Raw genomic sequence first — 18,468 nt, 5'->3', positions numbered from 1 at the left:
AGCAAATTAGTATCATTACAAAAAAAATAATTAGTCTTTATTATTTTATGATTATTCCTTAGTATAAAAAACATCATATAAACATTATATATTTATCTTTTTCGGAAAAATAGTGTTTTACCATACACACATGGACAGAAGAAAATACTGAATACTTGCGATACGTAAGTATATCTCTAATTTTCAGACTATGTAACCTAAAACACCAATTACCTCGTAAAGAAGCATGTCTATTATCACTGGAACCTCTCTAAACGATGTTCTTAACGATACTCTCGACAACGACGTAATCAATGATGGCATAATTGACGCTAGTGCTGATAATGACACTATTAATGCCGGGGATGGACAAGACACCGTAAATTACAGTCTTAGTGGTGGTGTCACAGTATTACCAACAGATATAGTTCAAAAAACTAATGGTACAGATCAACTTATTAGTACTGAAAAAATTATTGGTTCAGCAACTGCGATAGATACAATAGACGCTTCTGGAAGCAATGTACAGCTAATTGGTGATTTATCTGTAGAACAAGTCAAGATCAGCAATATTTCCGTTTTCGATTCTTTAAATTTCCAAGTTGTGAACTTTGACAAAGTTATCGCAGGTAATGGAAATGACTGCTTAACTGGGAATGCTGGAGTCAATACCGTGAACGGTGGTTGGGGTGATGACAACCTTAATGGTAATGATATCTTAACTGGTGGAGCAGGATCTGATCTGACTTTTAACGGTAAGTTATCAAACAACCAAACAACATGGCTTTTTTCTCAGATTGATTCTCAATAATCTTAAATTGCTAAAATAAACGGTCTCAACGATCCTCAAAATCTCCAAGTAATCGCCTAGTACCGCAAGGCGGAAGTCAAAAGAATTGTATTCCAAGCTTTTGCGCCATTTCAAATCGTATGTTTATTTATGCCGTGTTGTACTAGAAGACTTTGGATTGTAGATTGTAGGATGCCGTAGCGAGATGGAGTACGGCACTATTAGCAGACATCAAAAAACTTACTCTTCTATTTTTTTCAGAGCATCAGGCTTGTGAGCAGCTTGTTTTCCTGTTTTATCACTTTCAACTAAGTACTCAGGGTTATCTTCACTTGCAGCAATATGGTGTTCTTTAATATCTATAGGCGAAGTGAGTTTCTTTACTACCTTGCCAGTTGTCTTGCCTTGTGAAGTATTCCATTCAACCCGATCGCCCTTTTTGAATTGTTCAGCCACATTCATCTCCTGTTGGATGTTTTATACCTACTAACGTCACATTATGTCTACAGCTGGAAAAGCAGCCATCATTCTAGTGATAGAGAAAACGTTCGTTATTAAGGCAGTAATTTATTTAGTTGTGAGATGAAAAAATTAGGCGATCGCTCCCACCATGTTGATACAAAAGCTGTGGGTAGGCGTAGCCCATCGTAGAGATTGCCTCATAATGAAGAAAGATTAAGCAGATTTTCAAAAAACTCTCAATGAGCCAGATTAGCCTAAATTTAGTTGCAATATCTATTTTTCTCATCACCATGTCCAGCCTACTGGGGCCATTTATTCACTTATCGCCCGCAGTACCGGCGCTTGCTATCTTCGCTATTTTGGGAATAGCCACTTTTGACAGCTTTAGCTTGCAAGGCAAGGGTGGTACTATTTTTTTAGATTGGATTGCTGGTTTTTCAAGTGAACACCGCGATCGCATCGTCCACCACGAAGCAGGGCATTTCTTGGTTGCTTACCTGTTAGGTATTCCCGTTACCGGCTACACCCTCAGTGCTTGGGAAGCCTGGAAACAGGGTCAACCTGGACAAGGCGGCGTTAGCTTTGATGATGGCGAATTAGCATCTCAACTAGAAGTGGGTAAAATCAGTGCCCAAATGCTAGACCGCTACTGCACTGTTTGGATGGCGGGTATTGCTGCTGAAACCCTAGTTTTTAATAATGCTGAGGGTGGAGGTGATGATAAAAATAAGCTGATAGGAGTCTTGACAATTTTGGGCTTTTCTGAATCAGTTTATCAGCAGAAATTGCGGTTTCATATCCTTCAGGCAAAAACCCTACTGGAAGAAAATTGGTCTAACTACGAGACTTTAGTTAATGCCATGCGACAGCGCACTTCGGTAGAAGATTGTCATGCTGAGTTAGGAGTAAGTGGGGAGAAATCAATTAAAAATTAAAAATTAAAAATTAAAAAACTTCTGTCTCCTCTTTGCCAATTCCCAATTTTAAGAAGAAACAACTTTTAAGTGTGGAACATGAGATAAATAGTTTGAAGCAATAACCCGATTACGCCCAGTAGTTTTTGCCTGTAGCAAGCATTGATCGGCACGATGCAACAGACTTACTCCTTGATCATCATCCTCAGCTTTCAGAGAGGCTGTACCCAGACTGATGGTGATATTAATTGTCAGTTTATTGCTGAGTAAGAATGGTTTGTCGCTGACTACCCGATTGAGACGACGGGCTACTAATAGTGCTTCCTCATCGGTAGTGTTAGCCAGAAGAATCACAAATTCTTCGCCACCATAGCGAAATGCTGTGTCTTGACAGCGCAGATTGTGTCGCAGACGCTGACATAACAGCTGCAAAATGCGATCGCCAACTAAATGCCCGTGAGTATCGTTAACTTTCTTGAAATGATCTACATCTAAAATAATCAAACTCAGGGAAGTTTTTTGAGTCTTAGCTTTTTTAATTTGCCTGGGTAAGTCCCATTCTAAAGCACGACGATTATTTAATTCTGTTAACGAATCAGATAAAGCGATCGCTGATAACATATCATTTGTTTGAATCAAATCTCGGTATTTTTGGGCTTTCCGTAAGCCAACAGTTAATTGAGCAAGTATTAGTCCATGATTGGCACTTAACTCTGCCAAAGTCTGCTCTGTTTTTTCTTCAATAAGATGCCAAATATAAGCATCGGCTCCTTGCTTTAATGCCGCAGCACTCATCTCCAATTCCCTTTGCCAACCATACTTAGTTCTATCAGCAAGCTGCTGGGAACGATCCTCGAAAAGAATACAGTATATCCAGGATAGTTTTGTCTGGTCTTTCAACCAACTACAAAGTTCCATACTGCCATCCAGGCTAGCCTGCACAAGTATTATATCGGGGGGTGTCATTTGAATCCGCGACACTGCTTGATTCAGATTATCTATAACTTCTACATTAAAAGCAGTCGCACAACGGATCTGATCTGGAAGTGTGGCGATAAAGTTATGTTTTCCAAAGACTAGAATAGAAATATTCATTGCTTTATATTTTGCCCTATTGAAGTTTTAAGAAAGTTAACTTACTCTTACTGCTTTTCTTGCCTAATACTAAATATGTCGTTTTAGGCAAAGTTATATTTATGTTTATAGGATTTTTAAACGCTGAATCTATAATAAGTTTCCAACTTTAATATCCTATTAAGACTTTATATTTGCTACTAGACTTTTTGGGATTTTTCTTTCTGATAACTAATGTCTTCTTTACAGTATGTTTTTAAAACAGTAATAATACTGAATATTGTTTGTACGTATGGGAAACTATTGTTTAAGCCCTATTAAGCATTATTTACCTGATGAAATTACCAATATAAATACTTTGTAATAAACGTTACATTCGGTAGCGAAATTTCTTTTTAAGTAGAAAAATAAAAAAGTTTATCATTAGAATGATAAAACTATTTGACATATAACGCTTCAGGTTTTTTCTTTAAGAAATCAGCTTTTATTAACTATCAAGCTAGAAGGTGAATTACAAAATAATCTAAATGAAATAAACAGTGAAATTTGCTCCTACTATGATAAGTAGCTTTCTGAAGTTAACAATACCCTATAATTAAAGATTGAACTTATAGGGTAAAACATTCACAATGTAACCAAAGTATCACATGGATAACAATGTGTTAGCAGAATAAAAAACTCAATGTCAAAACCTGCCTCTAATCTAAGGAAATTAGTTCGATTCCGCCCGTAGAAAGGACAAAAAAATATAAAAAATTTTCTTAGTGTAGCTTAAGATATGCAAATCTAAACTTCTGTAAGAAGCCAGAATCGGATCAATAACCTTCCACAGCGTAACCAGTAGCAAAAATTACCTATTTGAGCGACTCCTCAGAAGCTGTGGATTCCACCGCGACAGTTTTACTATTAACATCAACATCTATCTTGGTTTCAGGTTCCATAGGATGGATTCAGTACTAGTCTCTACACATTCCTCATAAGCAATATTTGATACTCTCAGTTTTAGTGCCATTTGTTACTTAAATATGGAAATTTTAAATCATTTCTTAAGAATTAATCTTAAGGATGAAAATGCGATGTTTACGACAAACTACGGTTACGCACATCCTAACAAAGTAAGGTAGTAGTGCAAAAACATCCTAATAACTATATATATGCCAGCAACTGTCGCAATTCGCTGGCAGTAATATGAAACAAAATGCAAGAATATATAAAGCTATTTACGATAAATACACTTACCTAGTGCCGCTACGCCCAAGCCTTAAAGTCTAAAGTTAAAAACACCTATGTCTTCAAATCCCCAGTACCTAAGCGGTAACGAAATTCGCAACATATTTCTCGACTTCTTTGCCCAACGGGAACACCAAATTCTCCCAAGTGCCTCCCTCGTGCCAGAAGACCCAACCGTGCTGCTGACGATCGCGGGGATGCTACCATTTAAGCCGATATTCTTGGGGCAGCGCACACCAGAATTTAAGCGGGCTACGACTTCGCAAAAGTGTATCCGCACCAACGACATCGAAAATGTCGGACGCACCAAACGGCATCACACGTTTTTTGAGATGCTGGGTAATTTCAGCTTTGGTGATTATTTTAAAGAACAAGCGATCGCTTGGGGTTGGGAAATCTCCACACAAGTCTTTGGCATTTCCCCGCAAAATCTCGTCGTCAGCGTTTTTAAAGATGATGATGAAGCCTTTGGAATTTGGCGCGATCAAATCGGTGTGCCGATAGCGAGAATTAAACGCTTGGGCGAAGACGATAACTTTTGGGCATCTGGCCCGACTGGCCCTTGTGGTCCTTGTTCAGAAATTTATTACGACTTTCACCCAGAACGCGGTGACGAAAATATAGATTTAGAAGACGATTCCCGGTTCATCGAGTTTTATAACCTCGTCTTCATGCAATATAACCGGGATGCTTCCGGGAATTTAACGCCACTGCACAACAAGAACATTGACACCGGCATGGGTTTGGAGAGGATGGCGCAAATCCTCCAAAAAGCACCCAATAACTACGAAACTGACCTAATTTTCCCAATTATCCAAACAGCAGCCGAAATTGCTGGCATTGACTACCACAAAAGTGATGAGAAAACCAAAGTTTCTTTAAAAGTTATTGGCGATCACGTTCGTTCTGTTGTCCACATGATCGCTGATGAAATTCGCGCTTCCAACGTCGGACGGGGTTATGTGTTGCGGCGGTTAATTCGGCGCGTGGTACGTCATGGGCGATTAATTGGGATTTCTGGAGAATTTACTACCCAAGTTGCCGAGACTGCGATCGCTCTTTCGGAATCAGCTTACCCCAATGTGCGCCAACGGGAAGCAGCAATTAAAGCTGAATTGCAACGGGAGGAATCTAATTTCCTTAGAACTCTGGATAGAGGCGAAAAACTGCTAGAAGAAATTATCCAAGAGGTGAAACAGCGAGGGGAAACTCAAATTAGCGGTGAAAGTGCATTTACCCTCTATGACACCTACGGATTTCCCCTCGAACTTACTCAAGAAGTTGCCGAGGAAAATGATCTCACAGTCGATGAAGTGGGATTTGATGCTGAAATGCAAAAACAAGTGGAACGTGCCAAAGCAGCACATGAAACCATCGATTTAACTGTGCAAGGTTCCCTAGACAAATTAGCAGAACATATCCAAGTTACCGAATTTTTAGGCTACAACCAACCGACGGCGACGGCGAAAGTCGAAGCGATATTAGTAGAAGGTGTTTCTCAAGAGGAAGCAGAAGCAGGAACACAGGGACAAATTATCCTTGACAAAACGCCATTTTATGCTGAATCTGGTGGACAAATTGGCGATCGCGGTTATATCTCTGGTGATGGTATCGTAGTTCGAGTGGAAGATGTGAAGAAAGAATCTGATTTCTTTGTTCACTTCGGACGCATCGAACGCGGTACACTGCGTGTAGGCGATAATGTTACAGCCCAAATTGATCCGGCTTGTCGGCGTCGCGCCCAAGCTAACCATACCGCAACGCACCTATTGCAAGCGGCGTTGAAGAAAATCGTTGACGATAGCATATCTCAAGCTGGTTCTCTGGTTTCCTTTGACAGGTTGCGCTTTGACTTCAACTGTCCTCGGGCGTTGACAGCAGAGGAAGTCCAACAAATTGAAGAACAGGTGAACGCTTGGATTGCTGAAGCACATGCTGCAAACGTAGAAGTATTACCTTTAGCAGAGGCGAAAGCTAGGGGTGCTGTTGCGATGTTCGGCGAAAAATACGGCGAGGAAGTGCGGGTGATTGACTTCCCGAACGTATCAATGGAACTATGCGGTGGAACTCATGTCAGTAATACTGCTGAGATTGGCGTGTTCAAGATAATCTCAGAGGCTGGCGTAGCTTCTGGGGTGCGGCGGATTGAAGCTGTTTCGGGGCCAGCAATATTAGATTATCTCAATCTTCGGGATAAAGTAGTTAAAGATTTGAGCGATCGCTTTAAAGTTAAACCTGAAGAAGTACCAGACAGAATCACAAGTCTGCAAAGCGAACTGAGAAATACTCAAAAGGAACTAGAAACCTTGAAGGTACAGTTAGCGATCGCAAAATCTGACAGCTTGCTGCAAACAGCCGAAACTGTAGGCGATTCTAAAATTATTGTCGCTCAATTAGAAGACGTTGATCCAGAATCATTGAAAACCGCAGCCGAACGCTTACTGCAAAAAATCGGTAACGGTGCAGTGGTGCTGGGTTCTGTCCCTGAAGAGGGGAAAGTTAGTATAGTTGCAGCTTTTAGTTCAGAAGTGAACAAAAAAGGTTTGCAAGCTGGTAAATTTGTAGGTGCGATCGCTAAAATCTGCGGTGGCGGCGGCGGTGGCAGACCGAACTTAGCCCAAGCAGGTGGAAGGGATGCAAGTAAATTACCAGAGGCGTTGGCAAAGGCGCAGAGTGATTTACACTCAGCCTTGAGTTAATTATCTTCTCTTGTGGGGCGGGCAGGATTCGACGAAGCTCACGCCAAGTCTTGCCTGCCTTTGACATTTTTTAAATCGCACTACAATTTAAGAAACGATCATGATAGCTACCGACATGGTATCAATTCCAATCACCTTGGAACAACTCATTACGGCGGTACAACAGTTGCAGCCAGATGAACGGGCAAAAGTCGCCAGAGCCTTGATTCAACTAGATTTACATTCAGATTTGACGGCTTTAATTCAAGAACTTTATGCCGAACCCCCAGTTGATGATATTACAGACGATGACATCATGGCTGAAATTAAAGCTGTGCGTCAGCAATCCCAGCCGATATGACGTTGCGAGTAGTCATTGACACCAATATTTGGATTCGCATTTTGCTAAAAGGACGAGTTACGTTGCCGATTTTGGAAGCATTTAATCAACATAAATTCCAGTTGGTAATGAGTCAACCTCTCATGGAAGAACTCCCGTTTAAGAAAGCGGATTGATCCGAGTCAGGCGATTCGCCTGGAACAACAGTTGCAGTACCGCTCATTATGGGTTGAATTGAAAACTATTCCGCCTAATTGTCGAGATCCTAAAGATTTACCTGTGTTGGCAACAGCGATTGATGGTGAGGCGGGAATTATCGTATCTGGAGATGATGACTTGCGGGCTGATGATGACTTGAGAGCGCTAATGGCAAGCTATAGTATTCAGTTACTGGGCGTTAATTCTTTCCTGAAATATTTGGATGAAAGTGGTGAGTTAGGATGATCTCTCTACTGTTTAGGTTAATATCTCTCTTGCAAAGACAGCGATCGCTCATCTAAATCTCGGATTAGCTAAGTTATATTGCTTCTCAAATTGATTTCGCTATTCTTGGCGCAATTAAACATTATCAAATCTTGGTAGCGCAAATGGAAGACGTTGACCCGGAATCCTTGAAAACTGCGGCGGAAAGGTTACTGCAAAAAATTGGTAACGTTGCAGTGGTACTAGGTTCTGTTCCGGAAGCTGGGAAGGTAAGTATAGTTGCGGCTTTTAGTTCTGAAGTAAATAAAAAAGGTTTGCAAGCTGGTAAATTTGTAGGTGCGATCGCTAAAATATGCGGCGGCGGCGGCGGTGGAAGACCGAACTTAGCTCAAGCCAGTGGACGCGATGCGAGTAAATTACCAGAGGCGTTGGAACAAGCGGAAACTGAGTTAAAGTCCGCGTTAGGTTAACACAGAGAGAAGTGTAACGCACCGCTCGAATTGGTGCGTTATAGCTCAATACGGTTTAGTTAAGCATTTTTTCCGTCTCTCTGTGTCCTCTGCGCCTCTGCGGTAGCCTGCGGCAAGCCGCTTCTCTAGGAGACGCTACGCGAATGCGTCTACGTTAAAAAAAGTAAAGAAGAAATATTAGCAGCTTTCTAGAAATCCCTGAATTCATAGAGTTATTCTGAATTCTGACTCCTTCTTATTACGCTCACTTTTAAATCACATTTGTTTCTAATACTAAATCTACAGGTCAACTTTAGTAATTAGCTAAAAACTAAAATAACAGTTAATAGTCTTAATTTACCCTGTCAGTGTTAAATTTTAGGGCGAATAAGATGACAGCAACACCAAAAGAGATAATTCAGTCAAGCCAATGGCATCATCTGTCTGTACAAGAAGTAACTCGGCATTTAGATAGTAATTTAGAAACGGGTTTAAACTCTGATATTACGGCAAAAAGACGAGAGCGTTTTGGTGCTAACGAACTCAAAAGCAAACCTGGAAAAAGTCCATTGCTACGATTTTTGTTGCAATTTAACCAACCGCTACTTTATATTTTGTTGATTGCGGGTGCAATCAAGGCGTTTTTGGGACAGTGGGTGAATGCTGGGGTGATTTGGGGTGTAACTCTGATTAACGCCATTATTGGTTTTGTGCAAGAATCTAAAGCTGAAAGTGCGATCGCAGCCTTAGCTTCTTCAGTGCAAACCAATGCAACCATCATTCGCAATGGTGAAAAAGTACAAGTTTCTTCTACAGAGTTAGTACCAGGGGATGTAGTACTACTTACTTCTGGAGACAAAGTACCAGCAGATTTGCGTTTGGTGCAACTACGAAATCTGCAAGTGAATGAATCAGCACTGACGGGCGAATCAATTGCAATTGAAAAAAACACGGAACCGCTAAGTCTAGATGCAGCTTTAGCAGAACGCATCAATATGGCTTATGCTGGTAGCTTTGTTACTTTTGGCACTGGCAGGGGTATTGTTGTTGCCATTGGAGATGCCACAGAAACCGGGTGCATTTCCCAGTTAATGGAGCAAGGAACCACCCTGAAAACTCCTTTAACCCGCAAATTTGATAAATTCAGCCGTACTTTGCTGTACATAATTTTGGGCATAGCAGCATTCATGTTTGCAGTTGGGCTGGGATACGGCTACTCCTGGACAGAAATGTTTGAAGCTGCGATCGCCTTTGCTGTCAGTGCTATTCCTGAAGGATTGCCAGCAGTAGTTACAGTTACACTAGCAATAGGTGTTTCCCGCATGGCCCGGCGTCATGCGATTGTTCGCAAATTGCCAGCAGTGGAAACCCTTGGTGGTGCTACAGTTATCTGCTCTGACAAAACTGGTACGCTAACTGAAAATCAGATGACTGTACAAGCAATATATGTAGGAGGCGAGTATTATACTGTCAGTGGTGTAGGCTATGCTCCAGAAGGAGAAATTTTACTCGATGAAAAGCCAGTAAATTGGAACAATTTCCCCGCTCTTGAAGAATGTCTAAAAGCTGGATTGTTATGTAATGATTCGCACCTAGAAACAAATGAAGGGCAGTGGCAGGTTGTAGGCGATCCCACAGAGGGAGCATTAATCGCTGTTGCCAATAAAGTTGAGCTTACCCACAGCCTTTTAGAAGAGGAAATGCCCAGGTTAGATGCCATCCCGTTTGAGTCTGAGTTCCAATACATGGCGACTTTGCATGATTCGTCATTGAGAGGTGAACAAAAACACAGAACTATCTTTGTTAAAGGTTCGGTTGAAGCAATTCTCCAACGTTCTCAACAGATGTTGGATGTAAAGGGAAACCTTGCCTCTGTAAATGCAGAAACGGTGCATCAGCAAGTTGATGCAATGGCTCGTCAAGGATTACGGGTGCTAGCCTTTGCCAAAAAATCTGTGCCAGTTACTCAAGATTCCCTTGATCATACAGATATCGAAAATAATTTGATTTTCTTGGGATTGCAGGGGATGATCGATCCGCCTAGAGCAGAAGCAATCAAAGCGGTGCAAGCCTGTCAAGAAGCTGGTATCCAAGTCAAAATGATTACAGGCGATCATGCTGTAACTGCTGCTGCGATCGCTCAGAGTATGGGCTTCAACAAAAATGGGGAAGTTCTGGCTTTTACAGGAAGTGAACTTAGCCGCATGGGTGAATCAGAACTCGCCACAGCAATAGAAGATGGGGCAGTGTTTGCTCGCGTTGCACCAGAACAGAAACTGCGTATTGTTGAAGCACTACAGTCTAAAGGCGAGGTTGTTGCGATGACAGGGGATGGTGTCAACGACGCACCTGCCCTGAAACAAGCAGATATTGGTATTGCGATGGGCGGCGCTGGTACAGAGGTAGCAAAAGAAGCCGCAGACATGATTTTGACTGATGATAACTTCGCCTCTATAGAAGCAGCAGTTGAGGAAGGGCGGACTGTTTATCGAAATCTGCTTAAAGCGATCGCCTTCATTCTCCCAGTTAATGGTGGCGAATCGATGACGATTTTAATTAGCGTACTGCTTGCTAGAGAATTACCGATTTTGTCTTTACAAGTTCTGTGGTTGAATATGGTTAATTCCATCGCCATGACTGTACCCTTAGCCTTTGAGCCGAGGTCTGAACGGGTGATGCAACAACCACCGCGTAACCCCCGCGAATCATTACTTTCCCAAAGTTTAGTCAAGCGCATCGTGGCAATTTCCATCTTTAACTGGATTTTGATTTTTGGTGTATTTGAATGGATAAGACAAACCACAGGAAATATCGATTTAGCCCGGACAATGGCAATTCAGGCTTTAGTAGCAGGCAGAGTTTTTTACCTTTTAAGTATTAGCCACTTAGGAAGAGCTTTTCTGGGTAAATTACGTGGTAAAGGGGGTGAAATCAGCGATAGTACTGCAATTCTTATTGGAATTGTTTCTACGATATTTTTACAAATCGTTTTCAGTCAATGGAGTTTAATGAACACCTTATTTAACACAGCACCATTAAACTTGAACCAATGGTTAATTTGCTTCCTTATAGGATCGCCAATGGTTGTAGTATCCGCTTTAGTCAACCTTTTTGACCCTCTTGACTGAACTATAGCCATACTTAACCATTTCTTAAAAATAAGATATCCGGCTTTTTTGTAAGATCAGATATCTTGTTTTTCAATTATTATAATTTAAAAAAAAATCTATGACTATTTAAGAAAAACTCAATTTATTAAGTGGTTAAAGTAAAAAATAATTCATTGATTTAGGCACAGTTTTTCGCTTCCATTGCGCCTCGGAAATCTTAGCAGATTCAACTAAGTCAAATTGCCAATTAATAATTAAAATATCTTTGGTTAGCTTTAAATTCTTGATTTCACGAGGTGGCGATCGCTTCTGCAACTTTTAATTTATCATTAAACCAAAACTGAACTAACTCATTAAGAATCTTGCGGCGATAAAAAGCACATTTTATGGCATCTTCATTCCAAATATACGGATTTGGAGAACCAAAGAAAAAGTAATGAATTATGCCTGCAATTTTGTCTGTATAAAATATTTTTCTTGCTATTAAACCTTCCTGGCTAGCTACTAAAAATACCTATCCTGACCTACCAGCCCCCAGCAATTTACCAGGAGAGGGATGCTCTACTTGTGCCATTTACTTTGCTTGCTCTGAAGAGATAATTTTAAAGTCCCTCTCCCAACCTTGAGAGAGGGACTTTAAATGAGAGCTTTTAATTTATGCGAAAAAAAGCTTACTTCTCTGCAATAGGATGCCCTTGAGTATCTATGTCAAGTTCTTCGCGCCGAACACTTTCTTGAGCTTGAACTGTTTCTTGTTCTACAACTTTCTTGACTCGGACTTCTTCCCGTACAACAGCTTCTTTGCGGATATCGGGCGTTTCTTCGTAAATATCCATACGAGCAACTTCACCTTCACGGAAAGTTGCCTCACCTGGACGAGTCGGCGTAGCATTTGTGGGGCTTGTACGCTCAATTACTACTCGCTCTTTTTCTACTGGTACTGCAACACTGGCAGTTTCAGTTTCTACGTGTTTACCAATAGCAACTTCTCCTGTCTTGCGGCGTTGTTTGCTAGCAATTAATCGTTCTTCGTACAGTTTTAGGGTTTGACCATCCTGTTCGTTGATATTGTATAACGAGGGTTCTTGCTCATGTTTGTAAGTGTTGCGGTCATAAGCAGCAGGCTGAGTCTTAGCAGGAGTAGCAACCGCAGGCCGATAAACACCGCGTACTTGCTCTTCATAGTCGTAATCAAGCGTTTCTAGGTCATCAAAGTTAGGCAGGTTTTCCACTTGCTCTCTAGTCAGACCTTTGGCATATATTCGCTTCTCAGTATAATGAACGTCGGCAAGACCAACAGGTAGCAAGACTTTTTTACCAAAAATCCAAATACCTGTATCCACTATAAAATAGCGGAATTTCCCTGTTTGTTCATCAACTAAAATGTCCTTAACTGAACCAACTTTTTCATTTGTCCCTGTATAAACATCAAAGTTATTGATGTTTAGGTCATCTATTCCAGAAGAATCGTTACGATAGTCGGGGTAGGATTGTTCTAGTTTTACAAGTGCCATTTGATGTTTCTCCAGTATTGTGTTTTTGATTTATTATTTACTATTTTAAAAAGAATTCATTAAATATGTATCTAACTATTGGAAGATTAACTTTTGAATTTGGAGGATATATTTTTAATTTAAAAGTTAAAAATATATTTATCTTTTTACCTAGAAAAAGCCAATAGCAATATTCTGTTAAGACGTACTCAAATGATTATGGCTGTTTAGCGATCGCACCTAGAACTACCAGCCAAATTTTGTGGCTATTGAGGGAGACAAAACTAATTACTTTTGAGTCTGCTTTCTTAATGATTGAAAGCAAATGTGAGTAGAAAGTGACGATAAAAATGTAAATTAATTTTTAATAGCAATTCAATTGAACGCCGATATTTAAATTTTCAGCGTTCTAGAGAAAGCAGAAGATTTACCAACTTTCAAAATACCCCCCCTGCCTCCCCCAATCTATCTCACTGTTGTGCAACGCCAAATTTTCTAACGGCGCTTATACAAGCCAAATAGAGGAGCGAGAATTGCTCCAAAAACAAAGCCTCCTGCGTGTGCCCAATAAGCAATCCCCCCACTTTCCATACCGATATTGGAGCGAGCCTGTAAGCTGGCGACACCATAAAAAGCTTGCTGGACAAACCAAAACCCAAGAAAGAAAAATGCCGGAAGTCTTACAGTGGTTAAGAAAAATCCCAAGGGAACTAAGGTAAGAACTTCAGCTTTTGGAAAACGGAGAATGTATGCACCTAAAATTCCAGCGTAGGCGTAAGCCCGTCGTAGACATCGCACCACTTACGAAGGAATCGTAGAATTCTGTGAAAAGAACCATTGAGACAGCGCTGCTAAAACGCCGCACGTCAGATAAAAAATTAAATATTTCACATGACCCAAGCGGTCTTCAATGTTGTTATCAAAAATCCACATAAACCACATATTTCCTGCTAGGTGTAAAAAACCACCATGCAAGAATTGAGATGTAATCAAGGTCATCCATTCTGGTATCACGTGACTCTCCAACCCACTAGGACAAGTGGCTGAAAGTTGGCATGGTATTAGCGCCGCCGTGTAGAAAAATCCTTGTAATTGTTGCGGTGTTAGGTTCAGTTGATAAAGAAAAATCAGAATATTAGTAACAATTATAGGACTTACGCACTGAAGCCTGAAACCTAGATCCCCCCTAGCCCCCCTTAAAAAGGGGGGAACTTCTAAAGCCCCCTTTTTAAGGGGGTTGGGGGATCTGAGTGCGTAAGTCCTGAATTAATCCGTAGGTAACATACGGGGTAATTGTTGTCGGGTTGTTATCGCGCAGAGGAACCACAGTTTTTTTCTGATAATTGCGACTTGAAAATATTTAGAAGTTGTAGCCAACACCTAGTAAAATTCCTACATCAGTTTCATCAATAAAACTAATATTCACGCCACCCGTTGCTGTAACCTGTGGGGATAGGGGAACATCTACACCGCCAGAAATCAATGCGCCCACAGTGCTATCTCTACCTGTAGAAACTGCAATACCACCACCAATATAAGGCGCTACATTCAGTTGAGTGATTTCCAAATTTTCTTGGGGGAAATCTACAGTGAGCGGCACGAGAAAAACTGTATTATCTCCAACTAAAGCCGCAGGACGAAAAGATAGATTTCGTGTAAGCCCGATTTTGCTAATTACAGCAAATGAACTTTCACCTACTCGTGTATTGCCACTTATACCAATATTACCAGCAACACCAAAATAGCTAGAACCAGAACGGGTGGCTCTACCAGGCTCAAAAGTTTGAGCAACCTGCTCAGATTGAATGGCTGAGGAAGGTTGTGTTGATTCTATAATCAAGTCAGATGCAGAATTAAGATTAGTAGCAGGAGTTTCACTTACTTGTTCTGCCTGATTTGTAAGAGTATTAGCCGAAGGAAAGTGTGTATTTTCAGCACTAGCTGGTAAAGTACTACCAATAATAGCTACAGTAGCACACGCTAGTAGAATAGAAGTGCGCTGGAAAAGAGTTGTAATCATAAATATTCCTTCCTTTTTATCTTCTTGTTTCTAGTATTAGCAACAAATGTGAAGAGAAAGTGACAGATATTAAATCTTTGCTAGTAATTTGGTTGAAATTATTTTATTTTTTGATGAATTTACTCAATTAAAAAACATAGTTAAAAGTTAGACTACTACTCTTTATAGAAGTCCAGTATTTGGACACGGCAAATATATTAATCCTTTAGATATAAATTTACTTACGAGTTAAATTAAACCTTTTGATAGTTAATTTATAATTTAATTTGTGCAACATAAAACTTTTATCGATAACGCTTGGGTCTGCTTTGATTATTATGTCTATCTGAATTAGGTTCTTGAGATTCGTTTTTATTTTTGCCGGAAGTATGTATAGCATATTCTTCTGGGATAATAGGAGAGCCGTGCATTTTGGCGTAGTTTTTAGTAAACTCTGCTCCTAGAAATAAGATATGAGCGGCGTAATAAATCCATGTAGTAATAATTACGAATGAGCCAGCGACACCATAGGCAGAACCAATGTCGGTTTGGCTAAGAAATAACCCAAAGAAAAACTGACCAATCATAAATAAGATGGTGGTAATTGCTGCACCCACTCCAGCAGAGCGCCATGCAACTTGAGCATCAGGTAAAATGGTATATATTGCAGCAAATAGAAATGTTAAAATACTAAATGAAAGTAAAAAGCTGAGAATTTGCCACAGAGAACTTAATCCAGGTAATAAATCGCTTAAATAATTAACTGTAACGAATAAAACGTTTCTGACTACATAAGAAACAAATAGTAAAAAAGCAATGACTAAAACCATTGCAAAAGATAAAACCCGTTTCCGCAAAAAATGAAAGATTTGCCGTTTGGGTTCTGGTTTTACTTCCCAAATTTTATTGATCGCATACTGAATTTGGGCAAAAACTCCAGAAGCACCAAAAATGAGAAAGCCAATAGTAAAAATTAGTTGTAACAATCCCCCCCTAGCATCTTGTCTTAAATTTGCGATCGCAGTGGCAAGTAATTCTGCGCCTTGTTCACCAACTATTTCTGTCATTTGGTCAACAATCTGTTGTTGGGCTGTGGCTTCTCCATAAATTGCGCCAAGGATTGTGATAATAATCACCATTAAAGGTGCGATAGAAAATACTGTGTAATAAGCTAAGGATGATGCTAAAAGAGATACTTCGTTAACTTGCGACTCTGAAAACGTTTCTTTTAAGAGTCTCCAAACTTGTCTTAACCGCATAATAAAAATTGTTTGGTTGGCAGCCTACTCATATTTGTAAAATCACCCTTGCTATCATTAGATAAACAAACACTCCTAAAACATCTACCGCAGTAGTAATAAATGGGGCTGACATTAAGGCTGGATATAAGCCGAGTGAACCAAATAAAAACTGCATAGCTTTTGGCAAATCTTCAATAGCTTGGGCAATATTTACAGGTTGTACAGGTACTAACAGAGCTTTCACTCCCTGCAAGTTATCTTGTTGTAGTAATGCTTCAAGTTGCGATCGCACTAATTCTACAAGTTCTTGTCGGGACAGACTCTGTCGCCGTGAAGAAGGTCGATTCTCAGCCAAAGATACCTCCTTAATAATTTACCCCAGTAATCTTAAGTTACATTTCTAACTAAAAATCCCAGCACTGTAGAAACAATCGTCAGAACAACTGAAGCTAACAATGCAGGTAAGAAACCAGCAACAATAAAACCAGGAACGAGGAATCCTACCAGCCAAAGCATTAATGCATTAACAACAAAAAGAAACAAGCCTAGCGTGATAATGGTAAGGGGAAAGGTTAAAATCACCAAAAAAGGTCTAACAATTGCATTGACTAACCCTAAAATCAATGCGGCAATTGCGGCTGTGCTAAAAGCGTTAAACTCAAAGCCTGGTACAAAATAGGCTGTAACTAATAGCGATAGAGCGCCAACTAGCCAAGTTAGTAAGAAGTTTACTATTAACATTCTTCAAATATTGTCCCTGGTCAAAGTTTTATACCAGTTGTCATTAAAGATTGTAAAGTCATTCTTTAGGTGTGTTCAGTATTGCCAATCAGTATTGCCAACAAATGTGAACAGAAAGTGACAGCACCAACTATTGCGGCTATTTGATCGGCAAAAAAATTTGAAAAGTTGACCCCTTATCGACTACACTTTTGACACTAAGATGACCACTATGTGCAGAAACGATTTGTTGGACAATAGATAACCCTAAACCATATCCACCAGTTTTACGCGATCGCTTCTTATCCACCCGATAAAACCGCTCAAAAATATGCGGCAAATCAGCTTCGGGGATACCGATGCCATTGTCTATAACTTCAATTACAGCCCAATATGACTGGGTAAACAGCCGCAACTGAACTTGACCGCCAGCAGGAGTATATTTAAAGGCATTACTGAGCAAATTAACTACTGCTTGTTCTAGCAAGTTGGCATCACCCAGTACAATCACACTGGTAGTTGGAAAAGTATAAGTGAGATTCAGATGTTGTACAGCTTCTTGTGTTGCATATTCATCTGCTATTTGCACAAGCTCGCTTTTCAAGTTCACTTCTTGCAAAGATTCAGGAGATAATCGACCTGCGTGACGTGCCAAAAATAGCAGATTATTCACCAGATTATTCATTGACTTAGCAACATCGAAAATTTTGCCAAAGCGCTGACGCTGTGCCTCAATATCAGTAGATTGAGAAATTAATCCGTATTGGGCATTGCTAGTAATCGCCGACAAAGGCGATCGCAATTCATGGGAAGCATCAGCTGTGAAGCGTTGTAGCTGCTCGTAGCTGTCATGAATTGGCTGCATTGCTATACCCCCCAAACACCAACCAGCTAGACCGATTACCCCTAAAGTTGCTGGTACTGTCAAAAGCAAAACCAGCCGTAACCGAGCCAGATCATTTTGTACCGATACTAGAGGTGTTGCAATTTGCAGATAACCGATTAACGAACTATTTTGGTAGACGGGCAACGTTAACTGACGGAGCCAGATTGCAGGGGGTATTTCTTTTGAGGAGTAAAGCGTAGTCTTGAGAGTCTGATATCCCGGAATTGCTGTAACTTGTGCCCTTGGAATAATACCGAAAAATTGCACCAATTGCCCTTTGGTATCATACCAACGCGCATATACTAGTTCAGTACCCAATGGTGCTACGTTACTCCCTAAAAGCGGCACATTCTCTAAGTCAAGCTGCTTATTACGCAGATCGTACTTCGCATTCACCGCCATGACTCTAGATTTTTTATAGAGTAAGCGATCAAGATTCCCCAGTTCGTTTAATACCGCTTGGTAGTAAAGTACCCCTGCAAAAACGACCAAAATGCTCCCCATCGTTAGAGTAAACCACAGGGCTAAATTGCTGCGACTACGGTAAAACATGAAACTTAGACAACAGACTTATACTACACAGATATAGATATAGCTAACGTCTTGGTATAGCGCATTTGTGAAAGTATTTATGACAATTATTGTTTATTTTACTACCTATAGAGAAAAGCTAGGTCTAT

General features: G+C 40.3%; 15 protein-coding genes and 3 pseudogenes. 8 read left to right on the top strand and 10 right to left on the bottom strand.

Features of this window, described 5'->3' with window-relative positions; translation table 11 throughout:
- Positions 1 to 226: 226 nt before the first annotated feature.
- Complete coding sequence (locus H6G96_RS04990) at positions 227 to 790, top strand: hypothetical protein (protein WP_190910410.1); 564 nt, start codon at positions 227 to 229, stop codon at positions 788 to 790.
- 219 nt (positions 791 to 1,009) lie between these two features.
- On the opposite strand, the gene H6G96_RS04985 is transcribed toward H6G96_RS04990, so the two are convergent.
- On the bottom strand, positions 1,010 to 1,225 hold the full coding sequence (locus tag H6G96_RS04985) for an HVA1 family protein (protein ID WP_190910409.1): 216 nt from the start codon (positions 1,223 to 1,225) through the stop codon (positions 1,010 to 1,012).
- 245 nt (positions 1,226 to 1,470) lie between these two features.
- Here H6G96_RS04985 and H6G96_RS04980 point away from each other — a divergent pair, with 245 nt between their 5' ends.
- Positions 1,471 to 2,166 carry an ATP-dependent Zn protease gene (locus H6G96_RS04980; RefSeq protein WP_190910408.1) on the top strand — a complete coding sequence of 232 codons (696 nt, stop codon included), beginning with the start codon at positions 1,471 to 1,473 and terminating at the stop codon, positions 2,164 to 2,166.
- A gap of 48 nt (positions 2,167 to 2,214) precedes the next feature.
- Here the strand turns inward: H6G96_RS04980 and H6G96_RS04975 are convergent, their stop codons facing one another.
- Positions 2,215 to 3,240 carry a diguanylate cyclase gene (locus H6G96_RS04975; protein ID WP_190910407.1) on the bottom strand — a complete coding sequence of 342 codons (1,026 nt, stop codon included), beginning with the start codon at positions 3,238 to 3,240 and terminating at the stop codon, positions 2,215 to 2,217.
- A 1,265-nt stretch (positions 3,241 to 4,505) separates the two neighbouring features.
- Between H6G96_RS04975 and alaS the strand changes: the two genes are divergently transcribed.
- From alaS to H6G96_RS04950, 6 genes and pseudogenes are all read left to right on the top strand, one after another.
- Positions 4,506 to 7,148 (top strand): alanine--tRNA ligase, encoded by a 2,643-nt coding sequence (gene alaS / locus H6G96_RS04970; RefSeq protein ID WP_190910406.1) that lies wholly within the window; start codon positions 4,506 to 4,508, stop codon positions 7,146 to 7,148.
- Positions 7,149 to 7,248: 100 nt separating this feature from the next.
- Positions 7,249 to 7,488: a hypothetical protein gene (locus tag H6G96_RS04965; RefSeq protein ID WP_190910405.1), complete on the top strand. Its 240-nt coding sequence runs from the start codon at positions 7,249 to 7,251 to the stop codon at positions 7,486 to 7,488.
- Entirely contained in the window at positions 7,485 to 7,643 is a 159-nt protein-coding gene (locus H6G96_RS40710) for a PIN domain-containing protein (protein WP_199339406.1), read from the top strand. The genes H6G96_RS04965 and H6G96_RS40710 overlap by 4 nt, the downstream gene beginning before the upstream one ends.
- A gap of 31 nt (positions 7,644 to 7,674) precedes the next feature.
- Positions 7,675 to 7,911, top strand: coding sequence for a PIN domain-containing protein (locus H6G96_RS40705; RefSeq protein WP_199339405.1), 237 nt, complete (start codon positions 7,675 to 7,677; stop codon positions 7,909 to 7,911).
- A 122-nt stretch (positions 7,912 to 8,033) separates the two neighbouring features.
- A pseudogene (locus H6G96_RS04955) lies at positions 8,034 to 8,360 on the top strand (DHHA1 domain-containing protein); the annotation flags it as partial.
- Between the two features lie 371 nt (positions 8,361 to 8,731).
- Positions 8,732 to 11,467, top strand: coding sequence for a cation-transporting P-type ATPase (locus H6G96_RS04950; RefSeq protein WP_190910404.1), 2,736 nt, complete (start codon positions 8,732 to 8,734; stop codon positions 11,465 to 11,467).
- Positions 11,468 to 12,120: 653 nt separating this feature from the next.
- Here H6G96_RS04950 and H6G96_RS04945 read toward each other — a convergent pair.
- The 8 genes and pseudogenes from H6G96_RS04945 to H6G96_RS04915 all read right to left on the bottom strand — a co-directional run bounded on the left by H6G96_RS04945 (position 12,121) and on the right by H6G96_RS04915 (position 18,340).
- Positions 12,121 to 12,963, bottom strand: a complete 843-nt coding sequence (locus H6G96_RS04945; RefSeq protein ID WP_190910403.1) for a DUF2382 domain-containing protein — start codon at positions 12,961 to 12,963, stop codon at positions 12,121 to 12,123.
- A 474-nt stretch (positions 12,964 to 13,437) separates the two neighbouring features.
- Positions 13,438 to 14,091 (bottom strand): annotated as a pseudogene (locus H6G96_RS04940) (rhomboid family intramembrane serine protease).
- Positions 14,092 to 14,302: 211 nt separating this feature from the next.
- The gene (locus tag H6G96_RS04935) at positions 14,303 to 14,962 is read right to left on the bottom strand and encodes a hypothetical protein (protein ID WP_190910402.1); all 660 of its coding nucleotides are present in this window, start codon (positions 14,960 to 14,962) and stop codon (positions 14,303 to 14,305) included.
- A gap of 284 nt (positions 14,963 to 15,246) precedes the next feature.
- Positions 15,247 to 16,200: a YihY/virulence factor BrkB family protein gene (locus H6G96_RS04930; protein WP_190910401.1), complete on the bottom strand. Its 954-nt coding sequence runs from the start codon at positions 16,198 to 16,200 to the stop codon at positions 15,247 to 15,249.
- Positions 16,201 to 16,228: 28 nt separating this feature from the next.
- Positions 16,229 to 16,357 (bottom strand): magnesium transporter, encoded by a 129-nt coding sequence (locus H6G96_RS42805; RefSeq protein ID WP_347242185.1) that lies wholly within the window; start codon positions 16,355 to 16,357, stop codon positions 16,229 to 16,231.
- Positions 16,352 to 16,501, bottom strand: a pseudogene (locus tag H6G96_RS04925) (magnesium transporter); the annotation flags it as partial. The gene H6G96_RS42805 and the pseudogene H6G96_RS04925, both read right to left, overlap by 6 nt.
- A gap of 68 nt (positions 16,502 to 16,569) precedes the next feature.
- Positions 16,570 to 16,923, bottom strand: coding sequence for a phage holin family protein (locus H6G96_RS04920; protein WP_190910400.1), 354 nt, complete (start codon positions 16,921 to 16,923; stop codon positions 16,570 to 16,572).
- A gap of 139 nt (positions 16,924 to 17,062) precedes the next feature.
- Positions 17,063 to 18,340 (bottom strand): ATP-binding protein, encoded by a 1,278-nt coding sequence (locus tag H6G96_RS04915; protein ID WP_190910399.1) that lies wholly within the window; start codon positions 18,338 to 18,340, stop codon positions 17,063 to 17,065.
- Between the last annotated feature and the right edge of the window lie 128 nt (positions 18,341 to 18,468).

This window comes from Nostoc sp. FACHB-892, assembly GCF_014698795.1.
Lineage (GTDB): Bacteria > Cyanobacteriota > Cyanobacteriia > Cyanobacteriales > Nostocaceae > Nostoc.
The sequence above is the reverse complement of the archived record's forward strand: the minus strand, read 5'-3'. Positions and strand labels throughout refer to the sequence as shown.